Raw genomic sequence first — 19,181 nt, 5'->3', positions numbered from 1 at the left:
ATGGAAACCGGTGGTCAAAAGCTCCCAAAAGAACTCGTTTACGATAGAGGTGGCAGAGGAAAATCAGAAATAAAGGGCGTGAAAATCTCCATCCCAAGCACTCCAAGAAAAAAAGACACTGCTTATCAAAAGCAGACAAAGCGCAAAAAATTTAGAACCAGAGCGGCAATAGAACCTATCATCGGACATTTAAAAACCGATTTTCGGCTGGCAAAAAATTACTTCATGGGAGAAACGGGACCACAAATCAATGCATTACTAGCTGCAACCGCTTGGAACATGAAGAAAATGATGGAACTACTGAAACAGAAAATTATTTTCTTATTTTAAAGTTTTCAGGAAAAAGCCCTTTTAGTTGAATATAAGGCTCTTATGGGGATAATCAAAGAAGTCAGGTAACGATTTGGTAACGGTGCTTGTTGCTTTGTATTTCAACGTGTTTCCGTTCGCTCATTGCAAATATACATTTTTTTTGTCCAAACTTTACCTACAACGCAATAGAAAAAACAGTTGAGTTAGACTGTTTCTTTGTTGCTGAAATATTCCTGTGCAATTGTTATTATTTCTGCACTAAAATATCTTTTGCCATTGCAAGCACCTATGATTGCTTTCTTAAAATCGTCTGCATCACTACCGATGACCAGATAACCGCTAACTCCGATTTTTAAAAGAGATATTACAGCTTCCTCGCTATCATCGTCACTATGGGCAATAAGATTTAAGTTTGGATATTTTGCTTTTAGTTCGTGGAGCTGTGTCAATACCTTGCTATCGAAAAAATCAAGGTCAACGATACAAACTTGGGGCAATTCTTCTAATGCTGATAATTGAGATAGTCCGTTCTCAATACTTTCCGAACGGAACAGTATATCAATTCCTGAAGCTACAAGGTTGTTGCAGATTATATCTATAATCGGGCTTTTATCATTGATAAACGCAATGCTGATTTGTTCGATAGTGTTTGCCATAACTATTTCTATTACTTAGTTATACAAACTTACACAAATATTTCAAGGGTGTCTATTTATTGCCTATGGCAATTTAATGGTTGGTTTGCGAAGTAGTCCTCTATAAATCTTTGTCCATATATTCTTCCAAAGAAGATTTCAATTGGTCTAAAAATGACGTTCGGGAGCCGGCTCGATATTTCATTCGATGAAAAAGAATTGTGTAAATCCCCTAAGGTAATCTGAAACAGTCTTTCTAAAGCCAAACTGACTTTTCGTATTCCTATTTTACCGTAGGAAAGTGAGCCATTCGCATACAGCGCATAAATCAGCTCTATTAAGGCATTTTTGGTATCCGTCCAAAGGATACCGTCAGATGAGATACTGTTTGTAGAAAGAGAGCCTGCTATTTCATCATTGTTGATTTTTTGGAGTATGTAGGTATAGAGTAGCTCATTTGCTATTATCCGAGCCACTTTGTTATCATAGTAGGTTGAAAACAACGGGTCAATTTCAAAGACAAAACTATTTAGCCCATCGTGGAAATTGATGTTGCCCAATCTAAAGTAGGTTTCATCACGGTCGGTTCTTCCTGAACGATAATATCTGTAAAAATCTGAATTGTAGATATGCTCCCTGTATTCCTGTTTTAATTCCTGCAATTGTTCTGAAAAATAACTGGCATACATCTTTCCTCCGTCAACGGGACAAGCGGTCTGTATTCGAAATATCTTATTGTGGTAAATGAGTTTGGAGAGGATATATGGCTTAATGTTGCGAAAAAAATTGATTTCCTCCCATTGGTTTTTAAAGCCCTGTTTCGTAACATCCTCTCTTATAGACCATAAATATTCTTTCAGGTATATGGTCATTTGGTATGCTTCATCAATCTCATTGGGGGAAGTGAGCGAAATAGCTTTTTCTTTTCGCTGTATCTCCGAGATAATATGATTTAATGATGATGCCATTCCGATTAGTTTTTTTATTGCTTATTAAACAGAAATATCTAAAGGTCATTCATCGGAATAACCTTTAGATTTCTTTAATTTATATGATTTGTACAGAATATATTTCTTACTTCCCCTGCTCCACACGCTTTAGTGCTTCATTGTCTTTGGTGTCAAATTTGAAATTCTGAAAGTCTTTATCTGTCGGTATTTCCAATTCAAAGCTTTTCACTTCTGCAATCTCAATTTTTAGGTCTTTCCCTGTAAAATCCAAAACGTGTCCGCCTTGTGATTTGTCCGATGAAAGAAAATGAAAATGAAAACCTTTACTGTTGATACCGTTAAGATATTCGGGCAGATGATAACCGATTAATGTGCCTTGTGTATTTGAAAATTCAAAAAACTTTTGGGTGTTAAAAATTGAAGTAATAACGGGAAATGGCTCATCCTTTATAGGGGGAAACGCCCTTGTTTTTATATGGTCGAACTTTCCTGTTATTTTAATAGCATACATCGCATTTTTATTTTTCAGTTCTTTGCTTATCTGCTCCCAAAGGGCTTTTTCTCCAATGGGATTTTCAATAGTGATTACGGTATCGGCTTTAAAGAATGTGGTAAACAACATTGACGTTTTAAAGTTATCGTCCGGTTCAACGGTTTCGCCTGTGGCTTTGGTCTGATATACTTTCCCGTCCAACATCGTCAATTCGCCATCCAGCATATCCGGTGCACCTAAACCAAAATCACCTTTTAGTTTTAGTTCTTTAAGAGTTTTTGTACCCTTGTAAAGACCACTTACGAAGGCATCAGCAACACCATACTGATACAGTCTATTATATTGCTGTTTTTCATCCATTTCCAATTCCTTTTTGTTGATTATTAATACTCTGTTTTTAAGCATTTGTGGCATATAGATTTTTTGCGTGGCAGGATTATAAAAAATATCTGCTATGCTTTCTTCGGTCAGCAACATTTCAGCTTGCTGATTTTTTAAATCGTAAATCCACAATTTGCCATAACCTTTGGTGGGAAATGTTACCCAATCCGAAATCAATAAATGGGTATCATCTATCCATTCGATGCCATCAAAAAAGCCATTGGAAATATTAGGCAATTGCCGAAAATCTTCGTTGCCTGTTTTGATGTAAACCGAACCCTCGCCCAGCATTTTCCCATTGGTGCAAACCGCAATCTGGTTGGTGCTTTTATTGAACGAAATGCCGTTTACGGCAGAGATATTTCCAATGATTTCAAACGACTTTGTTCGGGTATTCACTTTGTAAATATTGCCCGAATAGGTGTCCGTAATACCGATAAATCCATTTTCCAAACGGCAAATATCATTCAGTACGGTAGCCTGTGGAATAACGAGTTCAAAAACTGTTTTTCGGGTACTGATGTCAAAGCCTACTACACGTTCCAAGTCTGCTACGTATAAGATGCCGTTTTCAATCGTCATCCCTTTGGGAGCGTGTAATACGCCTTTGGTCGGGGCAAACTTCAATTCTATCAGCTTACCGTCTGGAGAAATTTCGCTGATAAATCCGTCACTATCCCTGCTACTGAAATCCTGTCCCTGATTGGAAACAAAAAAACGCTTGCCGTCTGATGTTACGCTTTCAGGCGTTGCAAAACCGTTGATAGCCTGTTGCGAAAAACTATTTAGTCCGATGCAGATAAGGACTACGGTCAATATATTTCTTACTCTCATTATTACGATTTATTAAATTTCTTCAAACAATTTATCAGAGTTCCAGACCGTTGCAAATTCATCATTTAAGTTTGCCAAAGAAGTTAGGTGAATTAATTCGGCATCATATTTTTCTCCATTAATCCCAATTTGGTCAAATGCGGCAGTTGCATCGGAAATCAAATAGGTGTCGTAGCCGTAGTTTCCCGCCATCCTTGCAGTTGTGGATACACAGTGATTGGTAGTCAGTCCGACAATGACCAAAGTGTTGATATTTTGATAATCAAGTTTTTCTTTAAAGTCAGTACCAATAAATGCACTGTTTACATTCTTAACGATTACTGGTTCGTTATTCAGCGGACAAACATTTTCATTAAAATCAAAACCTGAATTTGTGTTATGGAGCTTCGAAGCTGGATTTTCTGAAGAATGTTGAATATGAAAAATGGGGAGGTTAAGTTTTCGCCATTCTTTCAATATTAGACCGCAAATCTGTTCTGCATTTTTATTGTTCCTGTTTCCACCCCAATAATCTTCGTCAAGAAATCCTTTTTGGATATCAATAAGTATAAGTGCCGGATTTTTACTTCTTACTTTCATTGCCTTAAAATTTGATAATGATTTTTCCGAAAGCCTTTCCAGATTTCAGTTTTCTGAATGCTTCCTGCGTTTGGTCTATGCCATAAACGCTGTCTATGACAGGTTTAAGATTATTCTTTTCGATGGCGTTTACTAAATCGCCCAATTCCTGTGCATTGCCTACGGAATACCCTTGCAGGCGGATATAGTTCATAATGAGCGGGAACACATCAAAAGACAGTTTACTGCCCGACATAAAACCAACCAAGCCTACAAACCCGTGTTCCTTAACGGAAAGAATACTTTGCTCAATGGTTTCGTTTCCTGCCACATCGAGCGTAATATCTACGCCTGTGCCGTTGTTCAGCCGTTTTACTTCATTGCTCCACTGGGGAAAGTCTTTATAATTGATGACTTCATCAGCTCCCAAATCTTTTAGCTTTTGCTCTTTTTCCTTGCTTCCTGTGGTGGCGATGACTTTCAGTCCCGACATCTTCGCGATTTGCAGGGCAGATAAGGAAACACCACCGCTTCCCTGTACCAAAATGGTCTGCCCTGCTTTAATATCAGCTTGTGTTACGAGCATTGCCCAAGCGGTCAAACCTGCAACAGATAGCGATGTAGCTTCTTCATCGGTAAGGTTTTGAGGGGTACGTACCAATGTATTTTCGGGCTGTACGGTAAACTCTGCCAATGTTCCCGAAGTCTGTACACCTGTTCGCAAAGCATTGTGATAAGGCGTTGTTCTCCCTGCTTCCCAATGGGTAACGAAAGGAATAAGCACACGGTCGCCTTTTTTCCACCGTGTTACATTCTTCCCAACGCTTTCTACCACGCCCACACCCTCTGAAACAGGAATGAACGGAAGCGGAATATTTAAGCCATTGCTGTTTTCTACTGTAAGTAAGTCAAGGTATTGGAGCGAAACGGCGGTAGTTCTTACCAAAACCTCATTTTCGCCAACTTCGGGAGTTGGAACTTCGGTTAATTTCAGATTTTCTATACCGTAATTTTCTAATTGTATTGCTTGCATAATCTTTTGAATGGAATTTGAAATTAATAACGTTGTCCTCCGATAGTCAATCCGCCATCTACCAAAATACTTTCTCCTGTAACAAAGGATGCTGACGGACTACTCAACCAGACCACCAATTCGGCAACTTCTTCAGGGTTTCCAAAACGACCCATTGGAGCGTGCTTTTTTGTTGGTTCTTTTAGTCTATCAGCTTCTTCTTTAGGAAAAGGATAAAAACGGTCAAACATAGGGGTTTGAATATAGCCAGGCTGAATGCTGTTTACCCTTATTCCGGCTTCTGCAGCTTCAACAGCCAAAACACGAACCAATCCGTCCACAGCGGCTTTACTTGCTGAATACACTCCTGAACCTCCAAAAGCCCCTCTTGAAAGCCAAGATGAAGTGTTTACGATTGTACCGCCTGTGCCTTGTTTTTTGAATTGTTCAATTTCGTATTTGCAAGATAGCCAAGTACCTTTCAGATTAATACCAACAACAGTATCAAATTCGTCTTCATTTGTTTCGTCAATCGGTGCAAAATGCCCCTCAATACCAGCGTTATTAAAAGCAATATCAAGTCTGCCAAAAATGCGAATAGTTTCTGCGATAAGATGTTTCACTTCCTCGCTTTTGGAAACATCGGTTTTTACAAAATGAATATCAGAACTTATTTTTTGCAATTCAGTAAGAGCAGTTTCACCAAGTTCCTGCCTGCGTCCCGCAATAACAACTTTTGCACCTTTTTGTAAAAACAGTTTTGCAGAAGCCAAGCCTATGCCCGTTGCACCACCTGTGATTAGGGCAACTTTTCCTTTTAAATTTTCCTGAACCATAATTCTTAATTTTTATTACGGTACAAAGTTCGCTCCGATGCTTTTTAAAAAGTTATGCAAATCAAACAAATGGTTATGAGATAAGTATAGACAATCAGAACTCTTGCACTGTTATAAAGAATTTAAAAAATCCAAATAAGGAGATACACTTTTCTCAATCCATTCCTCTGTGCTGTTCAGCTCAATTCCATAATAGGCAAAGAACGGTTTGTAATCGGCTTTTACATACTCAAAAGTCAGTTCAAAAGGTCGGGTCAGTTCAGCCATAGTATATTTGTATTTCCCCGTTGTGTTATACTCGTGTTCATCTATTCCAACAGACATCGCCAAAGCGATTTTCTTGCCCGAAACCTTATAACCGCTCTTGCTTCCATACGCCCACCCATAGGTAAGCACATCATCCAGCCATTTCTTTAAGAATGGCGGGCAATTGAACCAATAAAAAGGAAACTGAAATACAATTTTATCGTATTGCTCTATCAGTTTTTGTTCTGCCAATACATCAATTTGATCATCGGGATAAACCTTGTGCAATTGATGAACATCATATTTATCGGGATGCTTGCTTAATTCTTCAATCCACCTCTTATTAATTACCGAACGCTCTATATCGGGGTGAACAATGATTATCAATGTTTTCATATTGTAATGATTTTCAACTATCTGTTTTTTTAATAAAAGTCGGATGTATCCATATTTGCATACACCACATTTTTATACAATGTACCCAAATCATTATGATTGGGGCGGAAATACTCCTGTGTAAAGACCAATCCAATGATATTTTCTTTGGGATCTGCCCAGTAGTGTGTACTGAAAGCTCCACTCCAAGAAAAAGTACCGATACTTGGGGATTTAGAAAATTTGTTTTCTTCAGTAACCAATTCAAAACCTAATCCGAAACGGAAATCGGGGTCGCCTTTTAAAATTACTTGATTTGAAAGTTGGTTGGTAGTCATCAGTTCAACGGTTTTTGCACCTAAAATCCGTTTTCCATTGTAAGTGCCTTTGTTCAACAGCATCTGTAAGAATTTTGCATAGTCGGCAGTCGTAGAAGACAAACCTGCTCCACCAGACAAGTATATTCCGTCTTCCAGTGGATAATCAGGGCTACTATTTTCATAAATCGTATGATTAACTTTTGCAAAATCTTTATCCGTTTTCTCCGAGACGGAAACCAAACGGTCAGCCTTATCCTGTGGGATTTTAAACTGTGTATCGGTCATCTGTAACGGTTCAAATATGTAAGTTTGGAAAAATTTGTCTAATGGAACTCCGCTGACAACTTCTACCAAATACCCTAAAACGTCTGTATTCAGACCGTAAGTGAAAGCTGTATTAGGGTGGTGTCGCAATGGCTGTTTGGCAAGCAATTCCATTTTTTCTTTCAACGTACCTTTGCTTCCAATACCCGTTACCGCTCCTGCCTTGGCGTATATTGCCTGCATTCTTGTATCATCGGAAATTAGCGGATAATCAATACCCGAAGTATGGCGTAACAAATCTCTAATAGTAACTTCCCTTTGTGCAGGAACAGTTGTATAACTGCTGTCGGTAGGATTAAATTTGTCAAGCACCTGCGGATTTTTGAATTGAGGAATATATTTTGAAATCGGGTCGTCCAACAGGATTTTTCCTTTTTCGTAAAGCATCATAACCGCTATGCTCGTTATCGCTTTGGTCTGAGAAGCAATGCGAAAAATGTTATCGGTTTTTAAAGGTTGTTTTGTGCTAACATCGGCATAGCCAAAGGCTTTGTTATAAATCACTTCGCCGTCTTTGAGCAATAATACATTCACTCCCGAAACTTCTTTTGCGTTTACCAATCGGGCAGATAAATCATCAATACTCTTTTCAAGTTTAGTATTTTGTGCGAGGCTGTTTAACGCTATTACGCAAGCTATAGTTGATAAGATTTGTTTTAACATTTTTTATTTGATTTTAAAATTACACCACAAAATTACATAGGCTACATTCGATTTCGTGCCTTTGCAACTTATTGTATGGTACTAACAAAAATGTAAGTATTGATTTGGATGTTTCCTGGTGTATGTTTTAATTTGTTTATTTCATTTCCTCGTTCAATCGGTAGCTGTCTTCCATAAAATGGTATTTTACGATTTTACCGTTGCGGATTTTAAAAATATTGACAAATTGAGCATTAAATACTTTATTGTATTTTAGAATAACTGATGATAATTGACCGACTGCTACTGCATTTTCGCCATTTATGGCGATATACTCCACATCAAATTTTAAGGATTTGATGTTTTGATATAAAACTTTGAAATAATCCTCAACTTCTTTTTTGGTTTGTCGTTTTCCAGTCCACGGAAACTTTTCTTTATTTCCTGGCAAATCAAAATCTACCATATCGGCAAACAAATCTGCTAAACTTCCCTGTTTTTTACCCGATTGAATTTCGTAAAATTCATCAACAACTTTTTTGGTTTCGGCTTCAATTGTTTTATGCTCTATTTCTATTAAATTTTTGTTTTCACTTTTCAACAAATCCACAACTTCTTTATCCTGTCCTGCGTGGTCTGGGTCAACGTAGCAATACATTCTTTTAATATGGTTTCCCTCAAATTCAAAGACCGTGCAAAATTTTCCAAATGAAATCTCATTGTCGGGAAAAACCGCTCCTGTGTGGATTGCACCTATCTCTACGCCCTCCACTACAATAGTGTTATCGGTTACGATAAAGTTGAATTTGTCCAACTCAAAAGTCAAGTTATTGAACAGATTTCGCACCTGTTGTCCGAATTTCTTAACTCCCAATTTTCCCTCCGCAAAACCAAATTTCGGATAGAAAATTTTCACATCTTCCGTAAAAAGGTCAAAATAACTGTCGTCATTAAAATCTCCGCTATTGATTTTCTCGTAATAAGATTTTGCAACCCGAAGTTGCTCGTTTTGCTCTGAATTATTTGTCATAATTTTTTCTTTATTGTTGCTTATTTTTTGTGCAAAGACTTCTCCGCTTGTCATCAAGATCGCAAAAGCTAAAATCGTTCTTGCTTGTTTTCTCATATTGTTTTTGTATTTAATTTATTTTAAACCAATCGTTCCAAAATAGAACAAAAAAAATTTTTACCGTTTTATTTGTTCCGTCAAAAAGTCCACCATTTCCAATACTTCCTGCTTATTTTGGTTCAAAATATAATGGCTCCAATAACTACTGAACGAAGCGAGAATATATCGGGCAATCACTAAGGCAGAAGTTTGGCTTTTAATATCTCCGTCTTTTTTTGCTTGTGCAATCAGGTTTTCCAAAATGGATTGCAAGGCATTTCCGCTTTTTTGGAGGAGGTTTTTCACTTCCTTGTCCGCAGGAGCAACCTCAAAAATGGTGTTCACAATCAGACACGCCTTGTCATCTGCCAAAGTCTGATTAACTACATCTCGGATAACGTATTCCAATGCTTCAATGGCTTTTCCCTTTACTTTTGAGGCTTCCAAATATTGCCTTTCTTTGAAAGAAGCGTAATTGGATAGGCATTTCAGAAACAAATCGTGTTTGTTGCCGTAAGTATCGTAAATACTACTTCTGTTCAAATTCATCGTAGCGACTATATCGTGCATAGAAGTAGCATTGTATCCCTTTTTCCAAAAAAGGTTACGCACAGTTTCTAATTTTTCGTTATAGTCAAACTCTTTATTTCTCGGCATATCGGATGCAAAGATATAATATTAAACCGAATGTTCCAAAATAGATTTATGTTTTCTGCATATTATCTGTATTGAAATTTTACAGTGTTAATCCACATACGCAACTGTCCATTTTGTATCTTTGCAACAAATTGTATAGTACTAACAAAAATGTAAGTATGAGTAAAGTAAAAGAGAGTTCTGTCAACTATGAGAACAGGCAACAGTTAGGTTCAGAATGTTCTCAAATTTATGCTACGAACCTTATTGGCGGACAATGGACATTGGCTATCTGTTGCCATTTGGCAAAGGGAAAACTACGTTTTGGTGAACTGAAAAAACGTATCCCTAATATAACCGAACGTATGCTAACGTTACAGCTCCGAAAAATGGAAGAAAATAAATTGATAACCCGAACAGTTTATGCGGAAGTTCCGCCACGTGTGGAATACGAACTAACCAAAAGTGCAATTCAACTTATACCGATATTGGAACAGTTGGAAGTATGGGGAGAGAAACATAAGAAGATGATTTAAAGTTTGCTGCATTACAGGAACTTTATCCAAGTTCTTGTAATGCTTCAATCAGTCTTTTTGTGTGGTCTTTTGCCCTGTTCTTTACTTCTTCCTCTGTATAACCTGCAACCAAAGAAGTTCCGTGAAAATAAATCGGGTCGATATAATTCATCTGTGTATGGTAAGCGGTCTGTTCCAAATGTTTGCAAAATTCATATACTCTGAAATGCTGAAAGCCCAATGTTTTATAACTGCTTTCCGATGAACCCACGGTAAAACTCGGTACAAAATTTTTGTCTTTCAACTTGTCGCCTTTCGAGCCGTAAGCAAACTGATGTAAAAACACTTCGTCAAACCAATGTTTCAAAATGGCAGGCATACTATACCAATAAAAGGGATATTGGAAAACGATTGTCTGATGTCGCAATAACGCTTCCTGTTCAGCTTCCACATCGATTTTATAATCGGGATAGAGGTCGTGAATGTTTCGGATTTCCAATTCCAAATCACTTTTTTGTAGTTCTTCAATAATCGTTTTGTTAGCAAAAGACTTATCGAAATTCGGGTGTGCTAAAATAACTAATGCCATACTATAATAATTTTAGTTGCAAAACTAATTTTAGTAAATTACATTTGCAATAACTATCGAAATGGATAGACTGAAAAAAAAATAGTAAAATGAAAACAGAATGTATAGGCGATTTCGTGAAATTGAATGGTAAAACTTATCCTTGCACGGTAAGCCTGACAATGGATTTAGTAGGTGGTAAATGGAAAGCTGTAATCCTTTATCATTTAAAAGATGAAGCAAAGAGATATAACGAACTTCGTAAAGAAATACCGTCTGTTACCGAAATGACTTTAAGTTTACAGTTGAAACAATTAGAAAAAGATGGTCTTGTTTTAAGAAAAGTTCACGGCAAAAAACCGCCTGTAAAAGTCATTTACAGTTTAACCGATTTCGGCAAAAGTATTGTTCCTGTTTTGGAAGCAATCACAAAATGGGGAAATAGAGTTGTGAAAGAAAAGGGAGAATTTATTTCTGCTGAACGTCCTATGTAATAAAATTCAAAATCTCCTGTCTAAACAACATTTGCTCCTATTTCTTTCCTAAACTGCAAAGGCGTTACCTCCGTTTGCTTCTTAAAAAAGATGATAAAGTTTGACGAATGCTCAAAGCCTAAGCTAAACGCTATTTCTGCAATATCCCAATTGCTGAATTGTAATAATGCTTTAGCTTCTTTAGTTATTCTTTCGGCAATCCATTCTGTTGTAGTTTTGCCCGTGCTTTCTTTCAAAGCCCTGTTTAATGTATTGGTATGAACGTTGAGCTGTCCGGCAAACTCGTTTGCTGTTTTAAGTTGCAGCGTTTGGCTTGGGGCATCAATGGGAAATTGTCTTTCCAGCAATTCCAAAAACAAATTGCTGATGCGCTCCGAAGCATTGGCGGGCTGATAAAAGGTTTCGGGTGGTTGTATTTTCATTGCTTCGTGCATAATAATCTGCACATAGCTCCTCAATAAATCGTACTTATTGGTGTATTCCGAGCGTATTTCACGCATCATATTCTCAAAAACGCTTTCCAAAAGTTTTAAACTTTCTTCACTCGGAAAAAATATATGGTTGCCCCCAACTTTGAACAATGCCGACTGTGAAAGATTTTCATTTTTCAGTGTCGGGCTTACAAAATCTTCTGTGAAAAGGCAGAAAAAACCTGCCTGATTTTCCGACGTCGGCTCCCACGAATAAGGAATAAGCGGATTAAGAAATGTAATAGACGGTTTGTCAATCTGTATGGATTTGTCGGCATAGCTCAAAACACCTGTTCCTTTAGTAATCATTGAGATTTTATAAAAATCCCTACGGTTAGGCGGTAATGAGGTGCTGTCACACGCAAATTCCTCTCTACGGTATATATTGAATTGTCCCGTTTTTGGATATTCCTGTCCGTGATTGGTGTAAAACTCTTTTATTGTTTCCTTACGTTTCATATTGCAAAGTTATGAAATTCAAACAACCGTTTTCACAATCTCCTCCCTTTCTGCTTCTTTTTCTTAATCCGATTGGCAAACTGGTCTTCTTCATAATTCTCTCCCTGTGCATCAGGCAACAGGCTGAACAATCCCAAATCGGAACTATGCGAATGTTCCTGTGAGATAAACTCAAAAAGGTCTTTTGGTTGGTTGTCTATTGTATTCGGTTTAGAGACAAGGCTGTCCTGTGTTTTCAGTTCGGGTTTGTTTCCATTGTTCCACCAATCGTTAAATACGTTTGCCGACAGGTTTCTGTCTAATTGTGAGCCGTTCCAAACGGTACGACCTTCGTGATCGATGAAGGTCATTCCGTAAATTCGCCCTTCATTATTACGTCTCACAACCGTATTAATTCCTTGTTCAGTCAATTGCTTTTTAAATTCTATTTCATTGTTTGTGGTGTGTATAGCCAATTCAATGGTATTCTTTAGGACAGACCTTATAGGCGTGGTTTTCATTTTCTCTTTAGACTGCTCAAAGTGTTTTTGCAGTTGTGCAACGCCTGCATCTTTCCCGAAAAGAGATGCTTTAAATGGATTGCTTGCCTTGTTGCCGTTTTCATCCAATGCAACATAGACCAATCCGTTTACAGGTTGTCCGTTCCGTTCGCCTTTGACTTCTTCTGCTGTGATATTGAAAAGAGAAAGTAACGCATTGTAGCTACCCATAGACGAAAAGCTATAATGCTTTGGCAAATACCGTACTACCGAAGCAATCTGACTTTTGATGTCGCCATTTTTATGACTTACAGGCTTGAAAACTTTATTGGCTTGTTTCTGCTCTTGTTCAGTTGCCTTTTTCATATTATATCTCTGTTCTAAATCCCGACAGATTGCCATTGAGCGTGGATGGTCGTAATCATCGGGGATTTTCTTTCCGTCAATGCCTACACAGGTCGAAACGATATGAATATGGGTGCGGTCAATGTCCGTATGTTTGAAAACTATATAAGGTTGATTGCTATAACCCATACGCTCCATATACTCGTGTGCCATTTCGGTAAACTGTTCATCGCTAACCTTGTCTTTCGGGTCGGGGTTCAATGAAATATGCCGTACCGTTTTATCCGTTTTGATATTTGCCGATAGATACGGCTCAAAGCACTTGTTAAAATACGCTACGGAATACCTGCCGTTCATTGTATCGGGTATCTTGTTCAACAGTAAAACCGCTCCGTTTTCCGTTTCCACTTTCTGCTGATTGTACAAAATAGCTCCATACATATTGTTTCCCTTTCCTATTTTTGCAATCATTTTTCTACTCTTTATTTAGATATTTCTTTTCAAATTCTTCGGTAAGAATTAAAACCTTTTGCAATAATTCTTTCATTTCTTTGGTCTCTTTTTCCAATTTAAAGAGGTATGCAGATGCTTTTTTATCTGAAAAGTTGGCGTTCAAAAGCTTTACAATTTGATTGTAATTCGTTGCTATTCCTCGAAATTGACCGAAAAACTTGGTCAAACCTGCGTGGTATTCTATTGCATCCATATCAATTTTAACGGTCTTAACCGTCTTTTGAAAGATGCAAGCTGTAATAAAATGAGCTATTACTTTCATTCCCGATTGGTCAAAGAGAGCAAGGAACTTGGCATCGTCTTCTGCATTCAGGTTAATGGAATACCGATTGACCGCAGGGTCGTTCTTCGGTTTTCTTCCTGTTTTACTAAACTTTTTTCTGTCTTTCTCTTCCATAATATCCATTTTTAATTTTTAATAAACGTGCGACTTCGGAGCCGTTTCCAGCCCCCTGCAAGGGCAAGTGCTTTTGAGGTGCCGAAATTCATTTCGAGTACCTCAAAAGATAACTTGCTCTGAACAGGAGTTCAGAAAAATCCGTTTTGCAAACGGATTGTAGTTAGCAGGGAAAACCCATAGCTTCCATTACAAATTTCGGTAAGACTATTTGAATAACAGCTATTTACAATCACGACAATGAACGCCAAATGCTACCTTTGAGTGCCACATCAACATAGACTGGAATTGCTTTCGCTTCCTTTGTATATGGTTAGCTGGCTGATTGGTTATATCCTTAATGAAGTAACTAAACAGCATAAATCCCGACAGTAAATCTGCGTGATTGAATGCATACGAATTGCAGATTTTTGAGTTAATGAACTAACCAATTAAGGGTCTGCAGGTGCTTAGGTAGATAGGTAGTTACATAGATTCAACAGTATATACAGCTGATTGCTTAGTTAACCAAACAGCTAATTGGATATAATATTAAAAATGATAGATATGATACACGAAGAAAACAAAAATCAGCAACCCGAAAAAGAGGATTTCTCTATTGAAAATTTCATAACTGATGAAAATAAACAATCTTTCACGGAACAACAGGTAGTAGCACATCGGGAAGATTTTGTCAAACCCAAAGTAGATGAGGAAGCTATTATGCGTGTAATGGCAGGCGAAGAACCTTCGGAAACTGAAACGGAAAATACAAAAACACCTGAGAGTAATACAAGAAGGATGACTTACAAGCCAAAGAAGCTGACCAAAGTGGACTACTGCGGACGGTTCTTCAAAATTCCCACGACAACGGCAAGCAGGGGGAAATCAGTGTATGTACGGCAGGAACACCACGAGACATTTAACAGACTTACAAACATTATGGGCATCGACAAACTGACGATTTATGCGTATCTGGACAACATTATCGAATACCACTTTCAGGAGTTCGGGGAATTGATTAGGGAAATCTATAACGAGAAACACAAACCGTTGTTTTGATAACTATACGTGGTGGGAGGTACGTTTCTACCTCTTAAAATTATTTTCCAAAAGAAAAAAACAAAAAAAAAGAAAGCCATTTTAACAAGGGGGACAGGCGGAAAAACCAAAAGGAAACGGAATAAGTCCCGAAGGGTGGCAGGGCAACAGATTAACCAGATGAAGCCATCATATTTGCCCTGCCATTATGCCGTAAGCTTTTGGTTGGGCGGTGCGGTGGCTGTCCGCCTTATCTTTGCTATCTTTTTTATTCTTTTTGGGTATAATTTTAATCCACATCATTGTTTCCTCTTACAAGTTTCCTCATATCAGTATTAAATGATTTTTCTTTCGATTGCAAAACTGAAAAGAAACTGTTGTCGGTTTCTTCAACTATTTTCATTGCTTTTTCTAAAATCGTCTTTCCGCTTTTCGAAAGCGAAATATTTTTGGCTCGTGTATCGGTTTTGTCTTCTTTCCGATTTACAAATCCTTTTTCCTGTAAAGTTCGCAACACTTTTGAAACCATCATTCTGTCCGTATTGCTATGCTTAGCAATATCAACCTGCGTAACTGTTTGATTGCTTTTGGAAAGCCAAGCCAATACCGCTAATAAAACATATTGTGTATGAGTTAAGTCCAATTTGTCCAATGCTCTTTTCATCTTTCTCTGCCAAAGCATACTGACCTGCCAAAGCAAAAAACCCGAACTTTCTTCGGGCTGTTCGTGATAGAAATCTACTGTATTATTCATGAATTTTCTTTTAACATTAATGACGAAATCAATTCAAAATCATTTTGATTTATTTCTAAAATACCAAAGCGAAACGGATAACCCCAACTTTTTTTGTTCGGAATAAAATCCAACAGATTGACTAACGGCAAAATGGAAATCTCCTCACAATCGAAAAAGTTAATATTTCTCCGAAACGGGCAGAAATCTGCTGTCATTTGGAACGGATAAACTTCATCATCTTTCACTTTGCCTATCGCTGTAAACTCCTGACATTTGTTTGTTTTTCCAAATGTTTCTTTCCCCGAATAATAAATCACAAAATCGCCCTTTTGCATTCTTTTCAATGGCGTTGCTTTTCCGTGACAAGCTTGTGCAACACCTTGTTTCACACCTATTTTTACGTGGTCTTTCGATGCGACGATAATCCAATATTTTATATCCCGCATATTTTTAAGGAATTAAGAGGTTCGTATATTCGAAACGATAAGCGTAAATTAAAAACACGTTCATCAGAAAAATAAAAAGTCCGGGACCGACAACAGGCGGAGCAAGGAATGTGTGAAATAACAGAATATTGATAGAAATAGGGAGTAAAATCAACAATGCTAATGGTGTAAGATAACCCGTAAGCAAAGCAATTCCGATAATCAATTCCGTTCCTTGTATGAACGTCAATAAATATCCTGTTTCGCTAAAGGTATTCATTACCATTTGAGCTTTTTCAGGCATTTTAGGTTTGAACGCTTTAATAAATAAAGCATTTATAGGAAAAATGACCAATATTATTCCCAATAAAATCCGTACAATAAGTGTTGCTAAAATCATGTTATTTTTAATTGTTGTTGCAAAGATAATAAACACGACAACAATATAAAAACATTCAGTAGTTTTATTAACATCATTTTGCTCACGCCTGAAAAAATATAAACCAAAGTTGGGATTATAAACGAGTATTTGGCAACTGTACGCCAAATACCGCCATCGGATGCAACATTAAAATGACCTATTTGAATAGCTTTTATTTTAGAGGTTTAAATGATGCAGATATGGAAATAACAGTTTTAGACATTCAGATTTTGAAAGCATTGCATAGGGAAGTTAAGGAAGTTTCCAATTTGATAGCGGAAATGACTACACCCTACAAAGCACTGCAACAGGCAACTAAATGGCTCGACCAACAGGAAGCCTGCCAATTGCTCAACATCAGCAAAAGAACGTTGCAGACGTATAGGGCAAAAGGCATTCTTGGAGCAACGCAAATTAATCGGAAAACGTATTTCAGATTATCCGAAGTGGAGTTACTTATGCAGGGAGAGCGACCATTAAAAAAGCAAAAGAAATGAAACAGATTGGAAATTCAAACGAAGATATGCTTGCCTTGCTCGAAGCTGTGGTAGGCATCAAAAATGAACTGTTGTATATCAGAGAATATTTCCACCCATTACTAAAGGGGGAAATCTACCTGTCAGGTGAACAGGTCTGTAAGATGTTACATATCAGCAAACGGACGTTGCAACAGTACAGGGATGACGGACTGATACCCTTTATCAAACTCGAACGGAAAATCTTGTTTCGTGAAAGCGATATTGTGAGAATATTGGAAAGAAATTATAATGGATAGTGTTTTTTCAATAGCTGAAAATTGTAAATGACCACCCATTTTGTTCAATTAAAAATCCCTCAAGCCTCTAAATTGTGGCAGGCAGGTCAAGGGTAGGTTTTATGTATCTGGTTAAGCCGTATTTTGGCGTAGCAAAATGTGGTAAAGGGGTGTCTCTTATCTTAATCCAAATCTATAAAAATCGTCCGGCAAAGCCTTTTCTTTGAAGTGAAGTTGATTAGCCCAATAAAGTTTGTCGAAATCTCCTTGCTCGTAGGGGGAAAACGTTAGAAAAGTATCGGTTGCTTCGGAATAGCTTTTAAATTTTAAAGGACTTTGAAGATAAGTGGCACAAACATCCAATTCATCAATTGCATACATCCGTCCGTGCATTTCTCTTCTAAGATTTAAGAAGTTGAGAAACTGGCTTACAGGGCTTTTAATATTCTGTTTTAAAGCAAGTAAAAATATTTCAAGGTCATCAATATATATAGACCAAGGATAATCAATGTTGTCATCCTTTTGAAGCAATAAACTTAAATCTGTTTGTAAACTACCAAACCGCTCTAATGTAACTACAATGGAATAAATATTCTTTATCTTATTTGGATTTACCTTGTACAATATTTTACCTTTCTCATCTGTAATATCAAAAGGATTATCATCGAAAAAGTAATCTTCAACTCTTTTGCATTGTTCGAAACCGTATTGAATAGAATCTTTAAAATCATCTTTTAATCTAATGATGGCTTTATCTACATCTCTGAATGGTTCTCTTAATTTGGCTGCTTTTGTTGCTACAATGATAACAGTTCCTTTAAAAATTATCAGAAGGTCTTGCTCGTAATTTTTTTCAATGAAGTAGTTTTCATAAAAGAATGCTTCTTGTTTTGGAAAGAAGTATTTAAAAATGTCTGTCACTTTATGTTCGAGGTTTTTTTCTCTATGCTTCCGTAACTTACTGTTGTATTTCTGGTCACTTATTAAATGAGCATAAAATAGTTTGTAAATAGAAATGGGAAGTTGTTTGCCGTATAAGCTTAAATATTGCCCATTAGAAAATCTCAGCAGTGGAGCTAACTCAAAAGGACTTTCAGCAGTATAATACCTAATACTTGCATCTGGTAATGGTTCACGGGAAAATAGCGCTAAAAATTTATCAACTTTTTCGGTTTCAAAACTATGGTATAAATCTTCGGCTTTGAGCATCAAATAAGCATACGTTTTAGAATGAAAAGAATGAAATGCTTCCTGAATATTTTCTGGTAATAAATCGAAAGCCTCAGAAAATCCCATTTTCTTACTCTGAACTCTTTCCGAAAATTCTACAAACTCATCGGTATGCATAAATTCCATTGTATGCTTACGCCTAATCATAGATATCAACTCTATTTCTTTGCAAACCTCAATTAGGAAATTAATATCTAATCCAAAGTCTTGAATAATTTTGTCTTCAAAAGGCGTGAAAACTCTTCTTATTTTTTCTAAATCCTGCTCCACATAACTCAATACACCATTGTCAAAATGGTTTCTTACAGCCATTTCGTGAATAACGGATTCTTTTGTGTAATCATTTACTTTTTTAGGATTATTAAACCCTTTGATATCATTAAGTTTATCTACAAGTATTCCTAAATTATTTTGAGGAAATTCAAATTTTTCATTTCCTCGTTTGTCTGAAAATGCATTTAATCCGATTAGATAAAGAAAATCTTTCAACTTAGATTCAAACTTATTTAAATCAATTTGTGCAGCGGGGTCTGGGTGCCTTTTTATAAAAAAGGCAAAGAATCCTGCAAAACTTTCGGTATCATATTGTGATACTAATTCTTGTAGTTCATCAATTTTGTTTTCAATATTCATTATTTTCAATCAGGTTACTTCTTTATAAATAAAAAGGAGCTATCGGTATGAATAACTCCT

General features: G+C 36.9%; 23 protein-coding genes and 1 pseudogene. 6 read left to right on the top strand and 18 right to left on the bottom strand.

All coding sequences use genetic code 11. From position 1 onward, the window contains the following. Positions 1-330 (top strand): annotated as a pseudogene (locus tag B0B05_RS16610) (IS5/IS1182 family transposase); the annotation flags it as partial. Positions 331-515: 185 nt separating this feature from the next. On the opposite strand, the gene B0B05_RS11355 reads toward B0B05_RS16610, so the two are convergent. From B0B05_RS11355 to B0B05_RS11310, 10 genes are all read right to left on the bottom strand, one after another. Continuing rightward, positions 516-968, bottom strand: coding sequence for a response regulator (locus B0B05_RS11355; protein WP_019974512.1), 453 nt, complete (start codon positions 966-968; stop codon positions 516-518). Between the two features lie 56 nt (positions 969-1,024). Then, positions 1,025-1,915 (bottom strand): RteC domain-containing protein, encoded by an 891-nt coding sequence (locus B0B05_RS11350; RefSeq protein ID WP_449528487.1) that lies wholly within the window; start codon positions 1,913-1,915, stop codon positions 1,025-1,027. A 106-nt stretch (positions 1,916-2,021) separates the two neighbouring features. After that, positions 2,022-3,605, bottom strand: coding sequence for an acetolactate decarboxylase (gene budA, locus B0B05_RS16935; protein ID WP_245799309.1), 1,584 nt, complete (start codon positions 3,603-3,605; stop codon positions 2,022-2,024). Between the two features lie 12 nt (positions 3,606-3,617). Continuing rightward, a complete protein-coding gene (locus tag B0B05_RS11340) occupies positions 3,618-4,184 on the bottom strand; it encodes a cysteine hydrolase family protein (RefSeq protein WP_076783756.1) in 567 nt (188 codons plus the stop codon). A gap of 4 nt (positions 4,185-4,188) precedes the next feature. Then, positions 4,189-5,196, bottom strand: a complete 1,008-nt coding sequence (locus tag B0B05_RS11335) for a zinc-dependent alcohol dehydrogenase family protein (RefSeq protein WP_076783755.1) — start codon at positions 5,194-5,196, stop codon at positions 4,189-4,191. Positions 5,197-5,219: 23 nt separating this feature from the next. Next, entirely contained in the window at positions 5,220-6,011 is a 792-nt protein-coding gene (locus B0B05_RS11330; protein ID WP_076783754.1) for an SDR family NAD(P)-dependent oxidoreductase, read from the bottom strand. Between the two features lie 111 nt (positions 6,012-6,122). Further along, on the bottom strand, positions 6,123-6,653 hold the full coding sequence (locus B0B05_RS11325; protein WP_019974517.1) for an NAD(P)H-dependent oxidoreductase: 531 nt from the start codon (positions 6,651-6,653) through the stop codon (positions 6,123-6,125). Between the two features lie 29 nt (positions 6,654-6,682). After that, a complete protein-coding gene (locus B0B05_RS11320; protein WP_019974518.1) occupies positions 6,683-7,939 on the bottom strand; it encodes a serine hydrolase domain-containing protein in 1,257 nt (418 codons plus the stop codon). A gap of 136 nt (positions 7,940-8,075) precedes the next feature. Further along, a complete protein-coding gene (locus B0B05_RS11315) occupies positions 8,076-9,044 on the bottom strand; it encodes a nuclear transport factor 2 family protein (RefSeq protein ID WP_076783753.1) in 969 nt (322 codons plus the stop codon). Positions 9,045-9,104: 60 nt separating this feature from the next. Continuing rightward, positions 9,105-9,683, bottom strand: a complete 579-nt coding sequence (locus tag B0B05_RS11310) for a TetR/AcrR family transcriptional regulator (RefSeq protein ID WP_019974520.1) — start codon at positions 9,681-9,683, stop codon at positions 9,105-9,107. Positions 9,684-9,841: 158 nt separating this feature from the next. Between B0B05_RS11310 and B0B05_RS11305 the strand changes: the two genes are divergently transcribed. After that, positions 9,842-10,198, top strand: a complete 357-nt coding sequence (locus tag B0B05_RS11305; protein ID WP_019974521.1) for a winged helix-turn-helix transcriptional regulator — start codon at positions 9,842-9,844, stop codon at positions 10,196-10,198. 22 nt (positions 10,199-10,220) lie between these two features. Here B0B05_RS11305 and B0B05_RS11300 read toward each other — a convergent pair whose 3' ends face one another. Further along, positions 10,221-10,766, bottom strand: coding sequence for an NAD(P)H-dependent oxidoreductase (locus tag B0B05_RS11300; RefSeq protein ID WP_019974522.1), 546 nt, complete (start codon positions 10,764-10,766; stop codon positions 10,221-10,223). A gap of 89 nt (positions 10,767-10,855) precedes the next feature. Between B0B05_RS11300 and B0B05_RS11295 the strand changes: the two genes are divergently transcribed. After that, on the top strand, positions 10,856-11,239 hold the full coding sequence (locus B0B05_RS11295) for a winged helix-turn-helix transcriptional regulator (protein ID WP_019974523.1): 384 nt from the start codon (positions 10,856-10,858) through the stop codon (positions 11,237-11,239). Positions 11,240-11,259: 20 nt separating this feature from the next. Here the strand turns inward: B0B05_RS11295 and B0B05_RS11290 are convergent, their stop codons facing one another. From B0B05_RS11290 to mobA, 3 genes are read right to left on the bottom strand one after another with little or no spacing between them, the layout of a single operon-like run. Next, positions 11,260-12,168 (bottom strand): AraC family transcriptional regulator, encoded by a 909-nt coding sequence (locus B0B05_RS11290; RefSeq protein ID WP_076783752.1) that lies wholly within the window; start codon positions 12,166-12,168, stop codon positions 11,260-11,262. Between the two features lie 32 nt (positions 12,169-12,200). After that, positions 12,201-13,463 carry a conjugal transfer protein MobB gene (gene mobB / locus B0B05_RS11285; protein ID WP_076783751.1) on the bottom strand — a complete coding sequence of 421 codons (1,263 nt, stop codon included), beginning with the start codon at positions 13,461-13,463 and terminating at the stop codon, positions 12,201-12,203. A 4-nt stretch (positions 13,464-13,467) separates the two neighbouring features. After that, complete coding sequence (mobA, locus tag B0B05_RS11280) at positions 13,468-13,902, bottom strand: conjugal transfer protein MobA (protein ID WP_076783759.1); 435 nt, start codon at positions 13,900-13,902, stop codon at positions 13,468-13,470. A 546-nt stretch (positions 13,903-14,448) separates the two neighbouring features. On the opposite strand from mobA, the gene B0B05_RS11275 reads away from it, so the two are divergent. After that, positions 14,449-14,943 carry a DUF3408 domain-containing protein gene (locus B0B05_RS11275; protein ID WP_031504889.1) on the top strand — a complete coding sequence of 165 codons (495 nt, stop codon included), beginning with the start codon at positions 14,449-14,451 and terminating at the stop codon, positions 14,941-14,943. Positions 14,944-15,211: 268 nt separating this feature from the next. On the opposite strand, the gene B0B05_RS11270 is transcribed toward B0B05_RS11275, so the two are convergent. From B0B05_RS11270 to B0B05_RS11260, 3 genes are read right to left on the bottom strand one after another with little or no spacing between them, the layout of a single operon-like run. Then, positions 15,212-15,676 carry a MarR family winged helix-turn-helix transcriptional regulator gene (locus B0B05_RS11270; RefSeq protein WP_076783750.1) on the bottom strand — a complete coding sequence of 155 codons (465 nt, stop codon included), beginning with the start codon at positions 15,674-15,676 and terminating at the stop codon, positions 15,212-15,214. Further along, entirely contained in the window at positions 15,673-16,104 is a 432-nt protein-coding gene (locus B0B05_RS11265) for an EVE domain-containing protein (protein WP_076783749.1), read from the bottom strand. The genes B0B05_RS11270 and B0B05_RS11265 overlap by 4 nt, the downstream gene beginning before the upstream one ends. 4 nt (positions 16,105-16,108) lie before the next feature. Further along, the gene (locus B0B05_RS11260; RefSeq protein ID WP_076783748.1) at positions 16,109-16,483 is read right to left on the bottom strand and encodes a DoxX family membrane protein; all 375 of its coding nucleotides are present in this window, start codon (positions 16,481-16,483) and stop codon (positions 16,109-16,111) included. A 221-nt stretch (positions 16,484-16,704) separates the two neighbouring features. Between B0B05_RS11260 and B0B05_RS11255 the strand changes: the two genes are divergently transcribed. Then, positions 16,705-17,001 (top strand): helix-turn-helix domain-containing protein, encoded by a 297-nt coding sequence (locus B0B05_RS11255; RefSeq protein ID WP_031504736.1) that lies wholly within the window; start codon positions 16,705-16,707, stop codon positions 16,999-17,001. Then, entirely contained in the window at positions 16,998-17,279 is a 282-nt protein-coding gene (locus B0B05_RS11250; RefSeq protein ID WP_076783747.1) for a helix-turn-helix domain-containing protein, read from the top strand. The genes B0B05_RS11255 and B0B05_RS11250 overlap by 4 nt, the downstream gene beginning before the upstream one ends. 156 nt (positions 17,280-17,435) lie before the next feature. On the opposite strand, the gene B0B05_RS11245 is transcribed toward B0B05_RS11250, so the two are convergent. After that, positions 17,436-19,121 carry a hypothetical protein gene (locus tag B0B05_RS11245; protein ID WP_076783746.1) on the bottom strand — a complete coding sequence of 562 codons (1,686 nt, stop codon included), beginning with the start codon at positions 19,119-19,121 and terminating at the stop codon, positions 17,436-17,438. Positions 19,122-19,181: the final 60 nt, after the last annotated feature.

This window comes from Epilithonimonas bovis DSM 19482 (assembly GCF_900108115.1).
Classification (GTDB): domain Bacteria; phylum Bacteroidota; class Bacteroidia; order Flavobacteriales; family Weeksellaceae; genus Epilithonimonas; species Epilithonimonas bovis.
Note: the sequence above shows the minus strand (reverse complement) of the source record. Positions and strands in the feature narration are given on the sequence as shown.

Coding starts and splice junctions, on each gene's coding strand:
- B0B05_RS11355 (WP_019974512.1), bottom strand. CDS start 968: ATGGCAAACACTATCGAACAAATCAGCATTGCGTTTATCAATGATAAA.
- B0B05_RS11350 (WP_449528487.1), bottom strand. CDS start 1,915: ATGGCATCATCATTAAATCATATTATCTCGGAGATACAGCGAAAAGAA.
- budA (WP_245799309.1), bottom strand. CDS start 3,605: ATGAGAGTAAGAAATATATTGACCGTAGTCCTTATCTGCATCGGACTA.
- B0B05_RS11340 (WP_076783756.1), bottom strand. CDS start 4,184: ATGAAAGTAAGAAGTAAAAATCCGGCACTTATACTTATTGATATCCAA.
- B0B05_RS11335 (WP_076783755.1), bottom strand. CDS start 5,196: ATGCAAGCAATACAATTAGAAAATTACGGTATAGAAAATCTGAAATTA.
- B0B05_RS11330 (WP_076783754.1), bottom strand. CDS start 6,011: ATGGTTCAGGAAAATTTAAAAGGAAAAGTTGCCCTAATCACAGGTGGT.
- B0B05_RS11325 (WP_019974517.1), bottom strand. CDS start 6,653: ATGAAAACATTGATAATCATTGTTCACCCCGATATAGAGCGTTCGGTA.
- B0B05_RS11320 (WP_019974518.1), bottom strand. CDS start 7,939: ATGTTAAAACAAATCTTATCAACTATAGCTTGCGTAATAGCGTTAAAC.
- B0B05_RS11315 (WP_076783753.1), bottom strand. CDS start 9,044: ATGAGAAAACAAGCAAGAACGATTTTAGCTTTTGCGATCTTGATGACA.
- B0B05_RS11310 (WP_019974520.1), bottom strand. CDS start 9,683: ATGCCGAGAAATAAAGAGTTTGACTATAACGAAAAATTAGAAACTGTG.
- B0B05_RS11305 (WP_019974521.1), top strand. CDS start 9,842: ATGAGTAAAGTAAAAGAGAGTTCTGTCAACTATGAGAACAGGCAACAG.
- B0B05_RS11300 (WP_019974522.1), bottom strand. CDS start 10,766: ATGGCATTAGTTATTTTAGCACACCCGAATTTCGATAAGTCTTTTGCT.
- B0B05_RS11295 (WP_019974523.1), top strand. CDS start 10,856: ATGAAAACAGAATGTATAGGCGATTTCGTGAAATTGAATGGTAAAACT.
- B0B05_RS11290 (WP_076783752.1), bottom strand. CDS start 12,168: ATGAAACGTAAGGAAACAATAAAAGAGTTTTACACCAATCACGGACAG.
- mobB (WP_076783751.1), bottom strand. CDS start 13,463: ATGATTGCAAAAATAGGAAAGGGAAACAATATGTATGGAGCTATTTTG.
- mobA (WP_076783759.1), bottom strand. CDS start 13,902: ATGGAAGAGAAAGACAGAAAAAAGTTTAGTAAAACAGGAAGAAAACCG.
- B0B05_RS11275 (WP_031504889.1), top strand. CDS start 14,449: ATGATACACGAAGAAAACAAAAATCAGCAACCCGAAAAAGAGGATTTC.
- B0B05_RS11270 (WP_076783750.1), bottom strand. CDS start 15,676: ATGAATAATACAGTAGATTTCTATCACGAACAGCCCGAAGAAAGTTCG.
- B0B05_RS11265 (WP_076783749.1), bottom strand. CDS start 16,104: ATGCGGGATATAAAATATTGGATTATCGTCGCATCGAAAGACCACGTA.
- B0B05_RS11260 (WP_076783748.1), bottom strand. CDS start 16,483: ATGATTTTAGCAACACTTATTGTACGGATTTTATTGGGAATAATATTG.
- B0B05_RS11255 (WP_031504736.1), top strand. CDS start 16,705: ATGGAAATAACAGTTTTAGACATTCAGATTTTGAAAGCATTGCATAGG.
- B0B05_RS11250 (WP_076783747.1), top strand. CDS start 16,998: ATGAAACAGATTGGAAATTCAAACGAAGATATGCTTGCCTTGCTCGAA.
- B0B05_RS11245 (WP_076783746.1), bottom strand. CDS start 19,121: ATGAATATTGAAAACAAAATTGATGAACTACAAGAATTAGTATCACAA.